Below are 16,523 nucleotides of genomic sequence, written 5' to 3'. Positions count from 1 at the left end.
GCCCCAGGCCGCGGGCGGGGCCCAGCGCGCGTCGGGCCCCGCGACCTCGGCCGAGAGGCTGACCTGCGGTGGCTCGGCGTCCGCGGCCGCAGCCGCGGCGGCGGCGCGGGCCTGGGCGAGGCCGCTGAACGACCACGGGACGGCGAGCCAGCCGGCCCAGGCCAGCATCACCACGACAGGTACGTCGCCCAGCCGGGTCAGGCGCGACAGCGTGGCGCGCGACCGGCGCAGGCGACCGCCCCGATGCGTGTCCCCGTGCGTGTGCTGCGTCCCCATCCCTACCCGCTCAGGCTCGTGTAGCCCCGATCCTAGCGAGCTTTCACACGCTCCGGCTCTCCCGAGCCCCGTCCAGCCCCCAAGAAATGATCTTGGATGGAGTGATCTGGATGATCTCCCGGGAGAAGAACGGCACGGGCGGCTCGGTGTCCGTCAGGGCCACCGCGGTGCCGCGGATCTCGATCCCGCGCGCCACCCAGGGATCCACCGAGGCCAGGTCGTCCACGACGAACGCGACCGTGCTCCCCGCCTGGATGTTGCGGAACTTCTTCGACTTGCCGAGAGCGTGCCCGCCGATGGTGAGCACGCCGGTCGCGGCGTCGACGAAGAAGCCGGTCGGGTTGTTCTGCACCTGCCCGTCAGGCGAGGCCGTGGCCAGGCGGCCGAGGTGCTGCGTGGCCAAGTAGTCCAGCTCGGCCGGTGTGAAGGTCATGCGTCCCAGCATGCAACCTCGACCTCGGTTGAGGTCAAGCCAGCCCGGCGGTCAGCCAGCGCAGCGGGTTGCCGTTGGTGATCAGGCGGATCACGTCGTCCCCGGTGCCGGCCTCGCGCAGGCGCGGCAGCAGCGCGTGGAAGAGATGGGCGTAACCGGGCCCGCCGTACCGCTGGACCTGCGCCACCCGGCTCAGCCCGGTGCTGATCAGCAGGCGCTCGGCGTGGCCGTCCTCGATGAGGCCGAGCGCGAGCCTGGCCGCCTGCTCGGCGCCGAGGCCGAGGACGTTCAGGTTCACGTACGCGCCCGCTTCGGCGATCTTCCTGGCGGCGCCGAGGTCGGTGCCCGCGTAACTGACCGACACCCGGGAGCCGGGCAGGTTCTCGCCGAGCACGATCTCCAGGACGGCGAGGGCGTTCGCGCCGTGGGTGGCGACGGGGAGGCGTGAGCGCAGGCCGGCGCGGGCGGCGGCGACCAGGCAGCGCTCCTCGCGCGGCGTGGGCTCGGCGCCCCAGCAGCCGACCTCGCCGATCACGCCGGGGAACACCCCCGTGCCGTCCACGCCGCTGAGGATCTCCTCCATCAGCCGGGCGGTGAGGGTGTCGGCGTCCTCGTCGCCGAGGTTCGTGAACGGCTCGGCGTACAGGCCGGTCGAGGCCATCACCGGGACCCTGCTGCCCGCGGCGATGCGGGCCAGGGCGGCGGCGTCGCGGCCCATGCCCACACAGGTCAGGTCGATGACCAGGCCGAGATCGTCGGACTTGCGCAGCTCGCGCAGCTCGGCGGCGACGGTGAACTCCTCGTCGAGCCAGCGGTGCGGGTCGGAGTCGATGCCGACCGCCCAGCGCATGTCGTTGCGCAGGTGCTCATGGGGAAGGATGGCACCGGTGATGGCGGCCGCGCGTACGGGACCGGTCACGGTGCGGAGCAGAACCTCGGGCATAACAGACATTAACCGATGTTTGCCGGAAGTAGCCTACTCCAACGACAAATTTTACTGTTTGCGTGGTTTGGTGATTTGCTAGTCGTCTGCAAGTTAGCGCGGGGGGTCGCGCCGTATCCTGGGGAGCACACCGACTGCCGGGGGGAATTGTGCAGGTTCAGAACTCCGACACCGGCGATGCCGACGTGATCAAAGGGGAGGCCGCCGGGCAATCCGACATGCCCGAGCGGCGCACGGGCATCCATGGCTGGCTCGACGGCATCAGGTCCACGCGTACGGGCGCGCTCACGCTGAAGATCGTGATCGGCGTGATCGGGGCCGTCATGGTCGTGGGCGGCCTGATCATGGTGCCGTTCCCCGGTCCCGGATGGCTCGTGGTGTTCGCGGGGCTGGCGGTGCTGGCCACGGAGTTCCACTGGGCGCGCAGGGCGCTGGAGTTCGGCAAGCAGACACTGCATGCCTGGACGGAGTGGTACAAGCGGCAGGGCTGGACCGTCCGCATCATCGTGCTGATCGTGACCATCGCCGCCGCGGCGGTGATCGTCTACTTCGGGCTGCTCACGCTCGGCATCGACGTGATCGAGATCGTTCAGCGGTTCATCTAGACCTGGTCGTTATCGCGCCCGAAATTTCGCGTTTTACTTGTCTATTCTGCGGGGCGTGATCGCCGAAATCGTCATCGCCCTGTCCTTGACGCTCCCCGCCCCGGCGGCGGCCCTTTCCAGGCCCGCCGCCGCCCGCCCGGCCACGGCCGCCACCGCGCCGGTGGAGCTGGCCCTGCCCGGGAGCGGTGGCGTGAAATATCGCGAGAACACCGGCGATCCGGTACGGCTCGCCGCCTACGGCCTCGGCACCAAGCGCACCTACCTGCGCTCCGCGACCGGCAACGCCTTCGCCTGGGAGAAGACGCTGTCCGAGATCTCGGTCTCGCCGGGCAACCGGCTGACCGCGGGCGTGCCGGCGGCGTACCGGAACGGATATGACAGCCTCGTCGTCACCGACCGCACGACCGGCAAGTCCACCAGCATCCGCACGGTCAAGAAGCCGCTGGCCGCGTCCTACGCGTCGTGGTCGCGCGACGGCAGGCAGGTCGCGCTCACGGTCGAGCAGAAGGTGAGCGGCACCTGGCGGGTGCTCGGCTTCACCGTCGTGGACGTCACCGCCAAGACCGCGCGCACGGTCCGGATCTCCGGTCTGAGCAGGAACGCGGGCTTCTGGTGGAGCCCCGGCGGCAACCTCGTCTCCATGTACGGCACCGGCCTGCGCGTCTACCGGGCGGCCGACGGCGCGGTCGTGCGCACGTACAAGGACGTCGGCCTGCCCACGGGGCCGGAAGACTCCTTCTCCCCGTCGGGGCGGAGCCTGGCCACATGGTGCCCGTCGCGCTTCAAGGAGCAGCTCTGCGTGGTCGACGCGGCCGGCGGCAAGATCACCCGGCGGGTGAACGTCCGGCCCGAGGCGTTGTTCGGCTGGTGGGACGAGAGCCACGTCATCGCCGTCATGCCGCGGGGCGGCGCCTACCGGCTGTCGGTGCTGGACCTCGGCGGCAAGGTGACGCGCGTGCTCGCGGACCTGCCCGCCAAGACGTGGGCCGCCGAGCTCTGGGTCTCCTTCACCCGCACCGGGCAGTCATAGGTAGAGGCCGGTGCCGTGGTCGGTCTCCTGGGTGGCCACCGCGTGCAGGTCGCGCTCGCGCATCACCAGATAGACCTGCGCGTGCAGCTCGACCTCGAACTGGTCCTCCGGGTTGAACAGCACCTTGTCGCCGACCTTGACCGAGCGCACGTTCGTGCCGACGCCGCAGACCTCGCCCCAGGCCAGCCGGTTGGCCATCTTGACCGTCGCCGGGATGACGATCCCGGAGCCGCTGCGTCGCTCCTCCGCCTCCTGCTCCAGCCTGATCATGACCCGGTCGTGCAGCATCTGAATCTCGAACTTGGGCTCTACCACAGGCCCAAGTTTACGAGCAGCCGGACGCTCGCGGCCCGCTTACCGCCGCAGGCCCGGCGTGACAGGATGAATCCATGATCATGGCTTTCGGCGAGACCGGCTGGCAGTGGCTGAACGCTCCCCGCGAGTGGACGGCCGACGACGGCCTGGCCCTGTTCTGCGACCCGGCGACCGACCTGTGGTGCACGACGCACTACGGCTACTCCAGGGACAGCGCGCACCTGTTCGGCCGGACCGTGCCGGGCGACCTGCGGCTCACGGTCACCTTCTCCGGCGACTACGCCGAGCAGTACGACCAGGCCGGCGCCGTGCTCAGGATCGACGAGGAAAACTGGATCAAGGCCGGTGTCGAGTACGTCGACGGCGGCTACCACCTGAGCACGGTCGTGACCAGGGGATTCTCGGACTGGTCCGTCCTGCCGCTGGGGCGCACGGCCGAGCGGGTGACGATCGACCTGGAGCGCGCGGGCGACGCGGTCATCGTGCGCTACGGCCTGGACGACGAGCCGCCGCTGACCATGCTGCGCCTGGCCTACTTCCCGCCCGGCGGGTCCGCGCTGGCGGGCGCCATGGCCGCGGCGCCCGTCGGCAAGGGCTTCGCCGTGCGCTTCGGCGACGTACGCGTCACCGAATCCTGAGCGGGCCGGTCACGGCAGTCTGAGCTCGGCGAACACGGGCCGGTGGTCGGTGTGACGCAGCGCGAGCACCTCGAACCTGTGCACCGCCATCCGCGCGTCCGCCAGCACGTGGTCGATCGCCACGCCGGGCAGGTTCGTCTGCGAGCCCTCCTGCGGCCAGGTGGCCAGATAGCCGCGCCCACGCACGTCCGCCGCGTCCCGGTAACCGGCCGCCAGCAGGTCGCGCATCGGCAGGTGGTCGAGCGTGGCGTTGAAGTCCCCCGCCAGCACCCGCAGCGCCTTGCCTCCGCGCGGCAGCGCTTCCAGCCCGGACTGCCAGCACGGCTGCCGGCCGATCCGCTTGGGCGCGCAGGGGTGCACCGAGACGATCTCCACCCGGGCCCCGCCCGGATGCGTGAGCCAGGCCCTGGCCTGCCCGAACCCGCCGATCTTGATCGTCCTGCCGGCGGTGAGCGGATACCGGGCGTACACGGCGGATCCGCCGACCCCGGGCAGCGGCCGCGACAAGGCGTGCGGCAGGAGCTCGGGCAGCCCCGCCTCCACCAGCCGCCGCTCCGCGTCCGGGGTGAACTCCTGCAGCGCCAGCACGTCGGGCCGCAGTTTCGTGACCAGGGCCATCAGCTCCGCCGTGTCCGCCTGCCCCACCAGCAGGTTCGCCGCGAGCACCCGCAGCACCGGCCCGTCGGCGGCGGGATTGCCGTCGTTCAGGGCCCGGGGGAGCAGGACGGGCATCAGCGCCAGCACCGAGACGAGCGCGACCGTGCCCGCCGCCCACCGCTTCAGCAGCACGGCGAGGAGCACCCCCAGCACGGCCCCGAACCCCGCGTACGGCGTGTACGCCACCAGCGGCACCCACGGCCAGTCCGGCTCGAACCCGCTCAACCGCACAACCGTCCACCCGGCGAACGGCACCACCACGATCCAGCTCATCCATGTGCGCACGCCCATGTATCGCCACGAAGACCGATATGAGTTCATGAGAAGGTGTGCTCCATGCACGACGCGGAAGCCAGAGTCCTGAACGCCATCGACGCGGCGGAGACCGTGAGCCTGCTGGCCGAGACCGTCAGAGTGCCCAGCGTCACGGGCACCGACGCCGAGTCCGACCTGCAGCATCGCTTCGCCCGCCTGCTCACCGAGGCCGGCATGGACGTGGACGTCTGGCAGCTCGACCTGGCCGATCTGACCGCCCGCCCGGACTTCCCCGGCACCGAGGCCCCCAGGACCGAGGGGTACGGCGTGGTGGCCGTCACCCAGGGCGAAGGGCCGCCCGCGCTGGCGCTCCAGGGCCACGTGGACGTCGTGCCGACCGGCGACCTGGCCAAATGGGCGGGCAGCGACCCGTTCGCCGCCCGGATCACCGGCGACGTGCTGCACGGGCGGGGCGCCTGCGACATGAAGGCCGGCCTCGTCGCGAACCTGGCCGTGGCCAGGGCGCTGCGCGTGTCAGGAGTGCGGCTGGCCAGGCCGCTGGCCGTGCACTGCGTGATCAGCGAGGAGGACGGCGGGCTGGGCGCGTTCGCGACCCTGGCCAGGGGGCACACGGCGGAGGCCGCGGTCATCACCGAGCCCACCAGCGGGACGGTCATCACGGCCAACGCGGGGGCGCTGACGTTCCGGCTGGAGATCGCCGGGCGGGCCGCCCACGGCGCCACGCGGCACGAGGGGGTCAACGCGGTCGAGGTGTTCTGGCCGGTGTTCGAGGCGATCAGGCGGCTGGAGGCCGTACGCAACCAGGACGCGCCGGGGCTCTTCGGCCGGGAGACGCCGTACCCGATCGAGGTCGGGACCGTGCGCGCGGGTGACTGGGCCAGCACCGTGCCCGATCTGCTGGTCGCCGAAGGGCGGCTCGGGGTGCGGCTCGACGAGGACCCGGCGGACGCGCGGGCGGCGTTCGAGGAGGCTCTGGCGGAGGTCGCGCATCCCTGGCTGCGCGACAACCCGCCGGTGGTGACGTGGCCGGGCGGGCAGTTCGCCAGCGGCCGGCTGCCCGCGGGGCACGCCCTGCTGGCCGAGGTCTGCGAGGCGGTCGCCGACACGACGGGCCGGCGGCCCGCGGAGTCGGCCGCGCCGTACGGGAGCGACCTGCGCCTGTACGCGGCGGGCGGGATCCCGACGCTGCACTACGGCCCTGGGGACGTGCGGTTCGCGCACGCCCCCAGGGAACAGGTCGCGCTGGGGGAGTTGCACGAGGTCACGCGGGCACTGGCACTGCTCGCTGTGCGCCGCTGCGGAGCACTCTGAGCAGCGAGCCCGGGCTCATCAGCGACGGCGGCGGGTCGTACAGGTTCGCCACCCGCAGGAAGCGCAGCGCCAGCTCGGGATCGTGCGCGGCGGCGGCGTGGAAGCGCTCCAGGTACGCGTTCACCAGGCGGAGCTTCGGCGTCAGGTTGCCCTGCACGCCGGGCATCCGCAGGTCGCCGCCGACGGTGATCTCCCATGGCGCGTCCACCACCTTCGCGATCCGCCGGAAGAACGGCAGCGCGTTCAGGTCGGGCTCCAGCAGGGTCCTGGCCTCCAGCGCGGCGACCGTCATGCCCTGGCCGTACAGGGGGTTGAACGCGCAGACGGCGTCCCCGATCACGAGCAGGCCCTCGGGGAAGCGGGCCAGCCGCTCGTAGCGCCGCCTGATGCCGGCCGGGTTGCGGTACGTGTGCGGCTCCCCGATCGGCTCGGCGGACCTGATCAGGCCGTGCAGGTCGGGAACGGGGAGGGTGGCCGCGAAGGCGGCGAACTCGGCCAGGCCCAGGCCCGGAGCCTCGCCGTACCCGGCCATGGTGATGATCCAGCGGTCGTCCTCCAGCGCGAGCGCGACCCCGCCGCGCGGCGACTCCGGCGTGGGGCCGATGACGACGACCAGGTCCCCGTCGAGGTCGCCGGACTTGCGGCGGAACTCGCGGGTGCCGTACCGCAGGTCGATCACCACCCGCTCCTCCTCCGGCGGCCGGTAGCCCAGCTCGCCCAGCCAGAACGGCGTGCGCGAGCCCCGGCCGCCCGCGTCGACGACGAGGTCGGCCGGGATCGGCTCGCCGTCGGCGAGCCGGACCCCCGTGACCCGGCCCTCCTGGGACAGCAGGCCGGTGACGATCCTGTTCGGCAGCAGCCGTACGCCGGGCAGGGCGCTCACCCGGCGGCGCACCTGCCCTTCGAGCAGCGGGCGGCTGACGAGCAGCCCGGTCAGGCCGCTCTCGCCGCGGGCCAGGCGCTGCCCGGCGTGGACGTGGCGGGCGTAGCGCTGCATGTCGCCCCTGATCGCCCCCTGCGCGACCAGTTCGGCGGTGACGCCGGGCAGCAGCTCGTCCATGATCTCGCGGCCCCTGGAGAGCAGCCCGTGCGCGTGGCGGCTCTGCGCGACGGCCCTGCGGTGGGCGTCCACGGTGGGCAGCGTGTCGCGGTCGAGCACCGTGACCTGGGCGAACCGGCGGTGCAGGGCGGCCGCGGACAGCAGCCCGGACATGCTCGCCCCGATGACGACGGCGTGGTCCATTGGTTTTCCCCCTGTGAAAATGACCCCTGAAAAGACCCCGGAAAAGACCCCTGAAAGGTGGGGCTCTCCGGCAGAGGGTCGCCGGGGAGCCGGTTTCCTTCCACGTCCTTTGGCACGCTCCACGCGAGGGAAATTGGACTATAGTCCGGATGGTGACGGAACCGCCGCTGGAGCTGCTGGTCGCACGCCCGGTCCAGGAGCGCGCCGACGCGGCGCGCAACAGGGAGAAGGTGCTGGCCGCCGCCGCCCGCCTGTTCGCGGCGAAGGGGGTCGAGGGCGTCTCGATGGACGCCATCGCCGCCGAGGCCGGCGTCGGCAAGGGCACTCTCTTCCGACGATTCGGCGATAAATCAGGACTCGCGGTGGCGTTGCTGGACGCGCGGGAGAGCGAGCTCCAGCAGCGCATCCTGTCCGGCCCGCCGCCGCTCGGGCCCGGGGCGCCCGCGGCCGAGCGCCTGGCCGCCTTCACCGCCGCCTACCTGGACTACCTCTTCGCCCACCTCGACCTGGTGCGCCTGTCGGAGACCGCCAGCCCGGGCGCCCGTTACCGCATCGGGGCCTACCGCTTCTGGCACCGGCACGCGGCCATCCTGCTCGCCGAATCCCGCCCGGGCTGCGACGCCGACGTCCTGGCCCACACGCTGCTGGCCGCCATGGGGGCGGAGCCGGCCGGCGTGCTGAAGGAGCAGTACGGCCAGGCCAGAGCCGTTGACGGCATCGCCGCCCTGGCCGCCGCCCTGACCCGCTGACCGCCGGTCACGCGGAGAAGGACCCGCCGTCGCGCTGCCGGGCTAGTAGGCCCCCCTGACCTCCACGATCTCGGCGAGGGGGAACTCCAGGTAGTCGCCGGCCTCCTCGCACCACGCGTCGAGAGCGCCGCCCTTGAGCTCGCCATGGCTGATCGTGGCGGTCAGCCCGCCGGTCAGCGTGATGCCCGCGCGCACGCCGCGGTCGACCACGAAACCGAGCAGCGACTGCTGCGCGGTCGGCAGCCTGGTCGCCATCCTGCCGATGATCGCCCAGGTGCGGCCGTTCTTGCCGTCGTCCGACCGGCTGGCGGTGAGCAGGCGACGGGCGTGCTCGTGCGGATCGGGCGTGGGCTCGGCGAGCATGTACGGGGGCGCCTGCAACTCGGCGATGTCCGCGTAGTCGGACAGCTCGGCCACCTGCCCGCCGGGCAGCAGGACCAGCTTGCCGTTCTGCGGCTCCTCGGCCCTGACGCGGTGGATGGTGATGTGCCCGCTGTCGGAGACGGGCACGGGAGAGTAGCCGTTCTCGCGCAGCAGGCCCAGCGTGCGCTCGGCCCCGGCCGCGCTCACCAGCACCGTGGGGGCGAGCAGCCGCAGGCCGAGCCGGGCCAGCCGCCGGTGCGCGGCGATCTCGGCCAGCAGCACGGGATCGCCGGCCTGGATGACGCAGCCGACCGTCGTCACGGTCACCTCGCCGTGCCTGCGGGCGGTGTCGCGCACGAGGTATTCCAGCGGCTGCGGGATCGTGCCGACCCCGGCCAGCTCGTCGAGCAGGGCGTCGGCCTCGTAGCCGTGGTCGAGGGCGCGGCGCACGCTCTCGGTGGTGAAGCGCCACACCGAGGCCGCGCCACGGGACTCGCGCTCGGCGGCCCGGTCCAGCAGCGCCGCCAGCTCCGCCGACGGCGGTCCCGTCACCACCGCGGTCAGGTCGGGCCCGAACAGGGCGCTCCTGCGCACGCTCGCCAGCGCCCGGGTGGAGGCCGCGGCCAGCACGGGGTCGTGCTCGACCATGGGGACGGCGTCGTCGTTCTCGTCGCCGGGCCTGGCGGTGAGCCCCGCCAGCGCCCGGCCGAGGTCGGTGAGCGCGCCGTTGGCCAGCAGGCCCAGCAGCGTGGCCTCGGCGAGCACCGCGGGCGCGCACTCCCGCAGCAGCTCCAGGTCGATCAGTGGCGCGTGCCAGTGCGCGTTGGCCACCAGGCTGCCGCGGTCGGAGAACGCCGTGCCCGCGGGCAGATGGGCCAGCACCGCCAGCACCGCCCTGCGCACCCGGGCCACCGCGCTGCCCGCGGGGTCGTCGCCCAGCACGGTGCCGTACTTGCCGTCGATCTTGCGCAGCGAAGAGCGCTCCATGCGCCACCACGCCGACAGCAGCACCCGCAGCCGGGCCGAGCCCTCGTCGAGCCGCCACCGGTCGAAGCGCTCGGTGGGGATCATGCCGCTCGACTGCTCGTCCCAGGCCAGCAGCCTGGCCACCGCGCAGACCTCGAGCAGCAGCCGCGTCTCGTCCTCGTCGCAGCCGGTCTCCTTGGCCACCCTGCGGACCTCGCGCACGCCCACGCCGCCCGTCTTGAGCAGCGGCAGCGGCGTCTTGGACGTGTTGTCGAGCAGGGCCGCGCAGCGCTCGACCACGTGCGGCGCGGCCAGCGTCATCAGGTGGTCGACCTCTTCGGGATCGACCGGGATCGTCACCACCTCGGGCGCCGTGGGGTGGAAGGCCGGATGGTAGCCGGGGCCGCGCAGGCAGATCGCCACCTCGCGGGGGATCTCGGCGACGTGCCAGCTCGGGCGGAAGAGCAGGCCGTGGTCGGCGCACCACTTCTCGGGCGTGCCGGGCGTGACGAACCTGCCGCCGTCGACGTCGCGCGCCGGCCCCTCCCAGGCGAACCGGCCGAGCAGCGGCGCCGTGCCGCCGGGGGCGGCGCGCAGCAGCGACTCCACGCGCCCGGCGTCGCTGAGCGCCTCGGTGACGCGGGTGATCGTGCGGCGCTTGTTGCCCTGCGCGGGCAGGCCGAGGTTGCGGGCGAGCGCGTGCAGCGCGTCGTTGCTGATCGTCCAGGAGTTGAGGTAGTGGCCGAGCGGCTCGCCCAGGCCGAGCGGCGCGGCCCACCAGCGCGAGACCCCTTCGGCGAGCCGGATCACGCCGTCGTCGCCGGGCCAGGCCAGCGCATGGTCGTAGAGGTGCTCAAGCCAGGGCGTCACCTCGCTGGCCGGAACGCCGACGAAGTCCGCCAGCCGCTCGGCCGTGGGGCGGCTCATGGCCAGCGCCGCCTCGGCCAGCTGCAGGCACGGCAGCGGCAGGTCCCGGAGGGTCTCCATCACGGCGAAACCGTTGCCCAGCCGCTGGGCCAAGGTGTCGAGCCGGCGCGGCCAGGGCGCGGCGATGGCGTCAGGCCTGTTCGCCAGGATGCGGCCGAGCCTGTCTTCTTCTAGTGTTCGCAGCCAGCCGAGCAGGTGATCTTCCATCTGTCAGCACTCTCATGGGGTCGCGCGCCGGACTCACCGTGAGCCATGACCATCCACGGTAATGCAGATCACTCCCGGTCAGGAGAGGACTGCCCAGACGATCTTTCCGTGTGGGGCGAGTGCGGACCAGCCCCAACGGAGGCTGAGCGATTCGACGATGTGGAGTCCGAGGCCGCCGGTGTCGAGGGGGCCAGGGTATCGCAGCACGGGAACCGAGGAGCCAGGATCGGTGAAAGCGCACGTGACCAGCGTCCCCCGGCGCACCAGGGACATGTGGACCGGCTGCGCGCAGTGCGGCTCGGCCAGGCGCAGCCCGTGGCGCAGCGCGTTGGTGGCGAGCTCGGAGACCACCAGCTCCATGTTCTCGATCAGCTCGGCGAGCCCCCATCCCGACAGGGCGCCGGCGGCCAGGCTGCGGGCGGAGTGGGCCGAGGACGCGGCGGGTGGGAGCACGAACGTGGCACTCGCGGCCGGGCCGGGGGCCAGCAGATCGCGGGCCGCCTCCGGCCACCAGCCGACCGGGGGCCACCAATCGAACGTGGTCCATTGGCCGTGCGCCGTGGTGGATTGCACGTAGATCATTCTGCGGCAAACTCTCGTGCAGGTGCAAGAGCGAATGCACGTGCAGACAAACCGTGCACGCGCTACGGTTGCCCTCAAATGGTCAATATGGGGGAAAGGGGATCTTGTCCGCGGCCCATGATCTTTCGGCCGTGAAGTGACAGACTGTGTCGCAAGGAAACGACCAAGGAGCAGCACGTGTCGATTGATCCGCCCGGTTCCGGTTCGACCGTTCGGCGCATCATGCTTGGGGCGAGTCTCAGGCGCCTGCGTGAGGCCAGCGGGCTTGACCGTGGACAGGCCGGATTCCACATCCGGGCGTCCGAGTCCAAGATCAGTCGCATGGAGCTCGGCCGGGTCGGCTTCAAGACACGTGACGTTGAAGACCTGCTCACCCTGTACGGCGTCGTCGACGATGCCGAGCGCCGTGCCCTGCTGGAGATGGTTCGCGAGGCCAACACCCCCGGGTGGTGGCACAAGTACTCGTCCGAGTTGCCCACGTGGTTCACCACGTACGTGGGCCTGGAAGAGGCTGCCAGCGTGATCCGCACCTATGAGGTGCAGTTCGTGCCCGGCCTGTTGCAGACGGCCTCGTATGCGCGATCGGTCTTTCAGCTTGGCAACCCCGATGCGAGTCCCGAGAAGATAGAGCGGCGCGTGCATATGCGCATGCAGCGCCAGGAGCGCTTCACCCAGAAAGACGGACCCCGGTTGTGGGCCGTCATCGATGAGGCGGCGCTCAAGCGGACCATCGGCGGGCGGGAGGTCATGTCGGAGCAGCTCCAGCATCTGCTGGAAGTCGCCGCCCTTCCCAACATCACCATCCAGGTGATGCCCTTCAGGTTCGGCAAGCACGCCGCCGAAGGGGGCGCGTTCAGCATCTTGCGGTTTCCCGAGTCCGACTTGTCGGACGTTGTCTACGTCGAGCAGCTCTGGGGTGCCCTGTACCTGGACAAGCGTGAGGACATCGACCCGTACCTCACCGCCATGGAGCAACTGTGCGTGGAAAGCACCACGCCAGGGGGCACCGTCGAGCTCATCGGCGGTCTTCTCAGAAAGATGTAGATGAACCAGACCTACAACGGCATGCCCGCGGCGGACCTGACGCAGGTCGCGTGGCGCAAGAGCCGCTACAGCAACTCGCAGGGCAACTGCGTGGAGCTCGCGGAGCTTCCCGACGGCGGGATCGCGGTGCGAAACTCGCGCTTCCCCGACGGCCCTGCCCTCATCTATACCCGCGACGAGATCCGGGCCCTGGTGCTCGGGGTGAAGGACGGAGAGTTCGACGGCCTGCTCGTTTAACAGCGTGTTTACCTCCGGCGCGCCCGCTTAACGGGGGCGCGCCGGAGGCGTAACCATCCGGCCTCCTCCCGCGGACATGATCAGGGCATGCTCGACCAGATGACCCTGTATCCGATCGCCGACGACGTGCTGTTCGCACCCGGCGGCAAGGTCGTGATCCGCACATACGGCGTGGCGCCCGCCACCACGGGGGCCTCGGTCTCCTACCGGACCTGGGTGACCGGCATCCGCGACCAGCCGCGGTACTGGCACTGGGGCCACTTCGAGGACGCCACCTCCGGGCATCGCAGGGTCCTGGAGTGGCTCACCGGGCGGGGGCCGCAGCCTTCCCAAGCGATGGCTTGATCGCTATCCTCAAGCCGAGCAACCGCTTGGTAGAGGAGGCGTGGTGCGGCGCGCGATCCACCTGCTCGAAGAGGTCGACTTCCGGCCGATGAACTCCAGGCGCCCGCTGGAGTACCTCACCTGGCTGACCCGCTACAAACGCGAGGACGAGGCCCGCACCGCGCCCTCGCTCACCTCCGGCATGTCCATCAGGTCCCGAGAGATCGACCTGGTCGGCGCCTTCTACGCCGTCGGCATCACCGGTCACCAGCAGTTCAAGGCCGTCACGCTGTGGGACTGCCACGGCGGCTGGGAGGGCGGCTGGCGGCAGATGATGGAGATCTACCAGGGCGTGGACGAGCGCCTGTTCCTGTCCGACATCAACGACCTGCGCTTCTCCGCCTTCTCCCGGCCGCTCGGCGCGGTGCCGGGCTGCCCGCCGCTGTCCGAGGCGCCCGCCGCCGAGCTCTACCTCTTCGAGAGCGCCCGCGTCCGCCCGGGAGCCGCGCTCGACTACCTGGAGGCCGTCCGCGCCGAGCGCGCGCCGCTGCTCGCCGAGCACGGCCACACCCTGGTGGGCCTGTACGAGGTGCTGTTCTGCGACACCGAGGCGGTCACCGTCTGGGCCGTCTCGCTCGACGACCACCTGGCCACCCAGCGCGCCCGCGACGCGGCACTGGGCCTGGACGACGAGGTGGCGCCCGATCCCCGGCTGCTGGACTGGGGTAAACGGGCCCGCGACTACCTAGAAGGCCGCTGGCGTGAGACGCTTCTGGCACCGTTCCCCGGGTGCCGCCTGGCTCTTGGGGACCCGCCGGGTTAGCGTCGGCTGCGGAGGTAGCCATGACGGACTCGTACCTCTACAACGGGCAGAGGCCGGACGACCACGTCGCCTCGTGCCCCGACTGCAGTGCTGCCATCGCGCTGCTCGACCAGCCGGAGACGGCGGCGCAGCCGCCGCCGTCGCTGCGCGAGGCGGTGCTGTCGATGGCGCGCCGCCGCCGCAGCCCGGCCGCCGTGGGCGTGGCGACGGTCGCGACCCCGTACGCCGAGCAGGTCGCGCTCATGGACGACCTGCTGGCCGAGCTGAGCGAGCCGCAGTGGGACGCCCCGATCGCCAGGCACGGCACCGTCAAGGACCTGCTGGCGCACCTGGCGGCCAACGACGCCACCGTGGCCGGGTTCATGGGCGCCAAGCCCAGGAGCGTGCCGGGGCTGCGGCCGGTGGCGGCGCACCGGCACTGGCGCGAGCAGGCCGGATCGCTGCTGGAGCGGGTCTCGGCCGGCAGCGAGGTGCTGCTCGGCGTCGAGGTGGCGCTGGCAGGCGCGCGCCCGGCCCGCGCGCCGCTGCGCCAGGCCATGATCCAGCGGACGTTCGAGACGTGGACGCACGCCGACGACATCAGGGCCGCCACCGACCGGTCCAGGGCCGCGCCCCGCGACGTGCACGTGCACATGATCGCGGAGTTCGGGCTCGCGCTGCTGCCGCGCGCCATGAAGGGGCCGCGCCGCGACGTCTCGGCCACCGTGGTGCTGACCGGCCCGGGCGGCGGCACCTGGACGGTCCCGCTCTCGCCGGCCTCCGACCACGTCGCCGTGCTCCTGTCGGCCGACGCGGTGGACTTCTGCCGGCTGCTGGCCAACCGGTGGCCGCCCGACGCCTTCCCCTACGCGGCCGAGGGCGACCCCGCGCTCGCCCGCGACATGATCCGCGCCGCCGCCACGCTGGGATGCGACTGATGAGCGACATGGACCTGTGCGCACGCCTGACGGCCGGCGACCTCGACGCGCTGGCCGACGCCTACGACGAGCACGGCTCGTACGTGTACGGGGTCGCGGTCAAGGTCACCGGGAGCCAGGCGTTCGCCGAGGAGATCACCCAGGGCGTGTTCGTGGCGCTGTGGGAGCAGCCCCTCTCCTACGACCCCAGCCTCGGCTCGCTGCGCGGCTGGCTCGTCAGCAGGGCGCTGCACGAGTCGGCGCTGCGCTCCAAAGTCGGGTGACCCCTCAGCTCACCGCTCAGCCCACCGTGCCGTGCGCCGTGGGCTGCGCCGCGCCGTCACCCCTGCCGTCACCCCTGCCGTCACCCCTGCCGTCACCCCTGCCGTCACCCCTGCCGTCAACTGTGCCGATCACCGGGGCGTTCCAGGTGGTCAGCACCGGCTCCGCGTGCTCGAAGCCGAGCCGCGAGTAGGTGCCGGTGTCGAGCTTCAGCAGCCGGCCCTCCTCGGGTCCCAGGCCCAGCCACCGGGCGGCCAGGACGCGCAGGAAATGACCGTGCGCCACCAGCGCCACCCGCCCCCCGGCCCGCTTGGCCCGCGCGATGACGCGGTCGGCGCGGGCGGCCACGGCGGCGGCGCCCTCGCCCGGATGCTCGGCGTCGCCGGGGATCACGCCGTCACGCCACAGGTACCAGCCCGGCCTGTCCTTGCGGATATCCGGGGTGGTGATCCCCTCATAACCTCCGTAGTCCCACTCCCACAGGTCCTCGTCCACCTCATATCCGTTCAGCCCGGCCAGCTCCGCCGTCCGCCGCGCGCGCTGGGCGGGCGAGACCAGCACCAGGTCGAACGCCTGCCCCTTCACCAGCGGCGCCAGCGCCCTGGCCTGGTCCTCGCCGTGCTCCGTCAAAGGCAGGTCGGTACGGCCCGTGTGCCTGCCCGCCTTGCTCCACTCGGTCTCACCGTGCCGGAGCAGCAGCATCTCGTTCATGTGGTCCATCATCCGGCACGGTTGACCTCAACCATGCTTCAGGTAGCAGGCTGGGCCCATGGAAGCGATCAGACTGCATTCGTACGGGCCCGCCGCGAACCTCCGCCTTGAGACCGTGCCCGACCCGGTGGCGCGGGCCGGCCAGGCGCGCATCGCCGTTGGCGCCGCCGGCGTGCACTTCATCGACACCGTGCTGCGGCGCGGCGAGGCCGTCGGGCCGCACCCCGCGCCCGATCTGCCGGCCATCCTCGGCGGGGAGGTCGCGGGCGTGGTGGAGTCGGTGGGCGAGGGGGTGCCCGCCGAGCTCGTGGGGCGGCGGGTGCTGGCCTCCGACGTGCTCTCCGGCGGGTACGCCTCGCTCGCCGTGGCCGACGCCGCCGCGCTGACGGCCCTGCCCGATCACGTGGACGACGGCACGGCGGTCGCCATGGCCGCCACGGGGACCACCACGTTCGGCCTGCTGGAGATCGCGCCGCCGGGCCCGTCGGACGTGGTGCTGGTCATGGCGGCGGCCGGCGGGATCGGGACGCTGCTCGTGCAGTACGCCCGCGCCGCCGGCGCCCGGGTCGTCGGGGCGGCCGGCGGCCCGGAGAAGGTCGCCCGGGTGGCGGAGCTCGGCGCCGATCTGGCCGTCGACTACCGGCTGCCCGGGTGGGACAAGGCGGTGCGGGAGGCGATCAGAGAG

Annotated in this window: 21 protein-coding genes; 12 read left to right on the top strand and 9 right to left on the bottom strand. The window is 72.1% G+C overall.

Features of this window, described 5'->3' with window-relative positions; genetic code table 11:
• The 3 genes from ETD85_RS49225 to ETD85_RS49215 all read right to left on the bottom strand — a co-directional run.
• Positions 1 to 276, bottom strand: a 276-nt coding sequence (locus tag ETD85_RS49225) for a hypothetical protein (protein WP_138696767.1), incomplete at its 3' end; no start/stop codon positions are given.
• A gap of 43 nt (positions 277 to 319) precedes the next feature.
• Positions 320 to 709: a PPOX class F420-dependent oxidoreductase gene (locus ETD85_RS49220; RefSeq protein ID WP_138696766.1), complete on the bottom strand. Its 390-nt coding sequence runs from the start codon at positions 707 to 709 to the stop codon at positions 320 to 322.
• A gap of 34 nt (positions 710 to 743) precedes the next feature.
• On the bottom strand, positions 744 to 1,652 hold the full coding sequence (locus ETD85_RS49215; protein ID WP_138696765.1) for a phosphotriesterase family protein: 909 nt from the start codon (positions 1,650 to 1,652) through the stop codon (positions 744 to 746).
• A 149-nt stretch (positions 1,653 to 1,801) separates the two neighbouring features.
• On the opposite strand from ETD85_RS49215, the gene ETD85_RS49210 reads away from it, so the two are divergent.
• Together ETD85_RS49210 and ETD85_RS49205 are read left to right on the top strand one after the other, a co-directional pair.
• Entirely contained in the window at positions 1,802 to 2,257 is a 456-nt protein-coding gene (locus tag ETD85_RS49210) for a TIGR02611 family protein (RefSeq protein WP_138696764.1), read from the top strand.
• Between the two features lie 55 nt (positions 2,258 to 2,312).
• Positions 2,313 to 3,287: a TolB family protein gene (locus ETD85_RS49205; protein WP_138696763.1), complete on the top strand. Its 975-nt coding sequence runs from the start codon at positions 2,313 to 2,315 to the stop codon at positions 3,285 to 3,287.
• On the opposite strand, the gene ETD85_RS49200 is transcribed toward ETD85_RS49205, so the two are convergent.
• Positions 3,282 to 3,602 carry a GroES family chaperonin gene (locus ETD85_RS49200; RefSeq protein ID WP_090933668.1) on the bottom strand — a complete coding sequence of 107 codons (321 nt, stop codon included), beginning with the start codon at positions 3,600 to 3,602 and terminating at the stop codon, positions 3,282 to 3,284. The genes ETD85_RS49205 and ETD85_RS49200 overlap by 6 nt on opposite strands.
• Positions 3,603 to 3,676: 74 nt before the next feature.
• Between ETD85_RS49200 and ETD85_RS49195 the strand changes: the two genes are divergently transcribed.
• Positions 3,677 to 4,240, top strand: a complete 564-nt coding sequence (locus ETD85_RS49195; protein ID WP_138696762.1) for a DUF1349 domain-containing protein — start codon at positions 3,677 to 3,679, stop codon at positions 4,238 to 4,240.
• 9 nt (positions 4,241 to 4,249) lie between these two features.
• On the opposite strand, the gene ETD85_RS49190 is transcribed toward ETD85_RS49195, so the two are convergent.
• Entirely contained in the window at positions 4,250 to 5,188 is a 939-nt protein-coding gene (locus ETD85_RS49190) for an endonuclease/exonuclease/phosphatase family protein (RefSeq protein WP_170247264.1), read from the bottom strand.
• Between the two features lie 45 nt (positions 5,189 to 5,233).
• Here ETD85_RS49190 and ETD85_RS49185 point away from each other — a divergent pair, with 45 nt between their 5' ends.
• Positions 5,234 to 6,484 carry an ArgE/DapE family deacylase gene (locus tag ETD85_RS49185; RefSeq protein WP_138696760.1) on the top strand — a complete coding sequence of 417 codons (1,251 nt, stop codon included), beginning with the start codon at positions 5,234 to 5,236 and terminating at the stop codon, positions 6,482 to 6,484.
• Here the strand turns inward: ETD85_RS49185 and ETD85_RS49180 are convergent.
• Positions 6,435 to 7,727: an FAD-dependent oxidoreductase gene (locus ETD85_RS49180; RefSeq protein ID WP_138696759.1), complete on the bottom strand. Its 1,293-nt coding sequence runs from the start codon at positions 7,725 to 7,727 to the stop codon at positions 6,435 to 6,437. The genes ETD85_RS49185 and ETD85_RS49180 overlap by 50 nt on opposite strands.
• Before the next feature lie 149 nt (positions 7,728 to 7,876).
• On the opposite strand from ETD85_RS49180, the gene ETD85_RS49175 reads away from it, so the two are divergent.
• Positions 7,877 to 8,476 carry a TetR/AcrR family transcriptional regulator gene (locus ETD85_RS49175; protein ID WP_138696758.1) on the top strand — a complete coding sequence of 200 codons (600 nt, stop codon included), beginning with the start codon at positions 7,877 to 7,879 and terminating at the stop codon, positions 8,474 to 8,476.
• Positions 8,477 to 8,518: 42 nt separating this feature from the next.
• On the opposite strand, the gene ETD85_RS49170 is transcribed toward ETD85_RS49175, so the two are convergent.
• Together ETD85_RS49170 and ETD85_RS49165 are read right to left on the bottom strand one after the other, a co-directional pair.
• Positions 8,519 to 10,939 (bottom strand): helicase-associated domain-containing protein, encoded by a 2,421-nt coding sequence (locus tag ETD85_RS49170; protein WP_138696757.1) that lies wholly within the window; start codon positions 10,937 to 10,939, stop codon positions 8,519 to 8,521.
• Positions 10,940 to 11,017: 78 nt separating this feature from the next.
• Complete coding sequence (locus ETD85_RS49165) at positions 11,018 to 11,521, bottom strand: ATP-binding protein (protein WP_138696756.1); 504 nt, start codon at positions 11,519 to 11,521, stop codon at positions 11,018 to 11,020.
• 222 nt (positions 11,522 to 11,743) lie between these two features.
• Between ETD85_RS49165 and ETD85_RS49160 the strand changes: the two genes are divergently transcribed.
• From ETD85_RS49160 to ETD85_RS49135, 6 genes are all read left to right on the top strand, one after another.
• Positions 11,744 to 12,565, top strand: coding sequence for a helix-turn-helix domain-containing protein (locus ETD85_RS49160; protein ID WP_138696768.1), 822 nt, complete (start codon positions 11,744 to 11,746; stop codon positions 12,563 to 12,565).
• A complete protein-coding gene (locus ETD85_RS49155) occupies positions 12,566 to 12,802 on the top strand; it encodes a DUF397 domain-containing protein (RefSeq protein WP_043632079.1) in 237 nt (78 codons plus the stop codon).
• Between the two features lie 87 nt (positions 12,803 to 12,889).
• Positions 12,890 to 13,147 (top strand): 3'-5' exonuclease family protein, encoded by a 258-nt coding sequence (locus tag ETD85_RS49150; RefSeq protein ID WP_138696755.1) that lies wholly within the window; start codon positions 12,890 to 12,892, stop codon positions 13,145 to 13,147.
• A gap of 43 nt (positions 13,148 to 13,190) precedes the next feature.
• Positions 13,191 to 13,949, top strand: coding sequence for a hypothetical protein (locus ETD85_RS49145; protein WP_170247263.1), 759 nt, complete (start codon positions 13,191 to 13,193; stop codon positions 13,947 to 13,949).
• Between the two features lie 20 nt (positions 13,950 to 13,969).
• Positions 13,970 to 14,866, top strand: coding sequence for a maleylpyruvate isomerase family mycothiol-dependent enzyme (locus ETD85_RS49140; RefSeq protein WP_138696753.1), 897 nt, complete (start codon positions 13,970 to 13,972; stop codon positions 14,864 to 14,866).
• The gene (locus ETD85_RS49135; RefSeq protein ID WP_170247262.1) at positions 14,866 to 15,129 is read left to right on the top strand and encodes a sigma factor; all 264 of its coding nucleotides are present in this window, start codon (positions 14,866 to 14,868) and stop codon (positions 15,127 to 15,129) included. Before ETD85_RS49140 ends, ETD85_RS49135 begins: the two co-directional genes overlap by 1 nt.
• 16 nt (positions 15,130 to 15,145) lie before the next feature.
• On the opposite strand, the gene ETD85_RS49130 is transcribed toward ETD85_RS49135, so the two are convergent.
• On the bottom strand, positions 15,146 to 15,838 hold the full coding sequence (locus ETD85_RS49130) for a histidine phosphatase family protein (RefSeq protein WP_138696751.1): 693 nt from the start codon (positions 15,836 to 15,838) through the stop codon (positions 15,146 to 15,148).
• Between the two features lie 58 nt (positions 15,839 to 15,896).
• Here ETD85_RS49130 and ETD85_RS49125 point away from each other — a divergent pair.
• The coding region (locus tag ETD85_RS49125) for a zinc-binding dehydrogenase (RefSeq protein ID WP_138696750.1) at positions 15,897 to 16,523 on the top strand (627 nt) is incomplete at its 3' end.

The organism is Nonomuraea zeae, from assembly GCF_005889725.1.
Taxonomy (GTDB): Bacteria; Actinomycetota; Actinomycetes; order Streptosporangiales; family Streptosporangiaceae; genus Nonomuraea; species Nonomuraea zeae.
The sequence above is the reverse complement of the archived record's forward strand: the minus strand, read 5'-3'. Positions and strand labels throughout refer to the sequence as shown.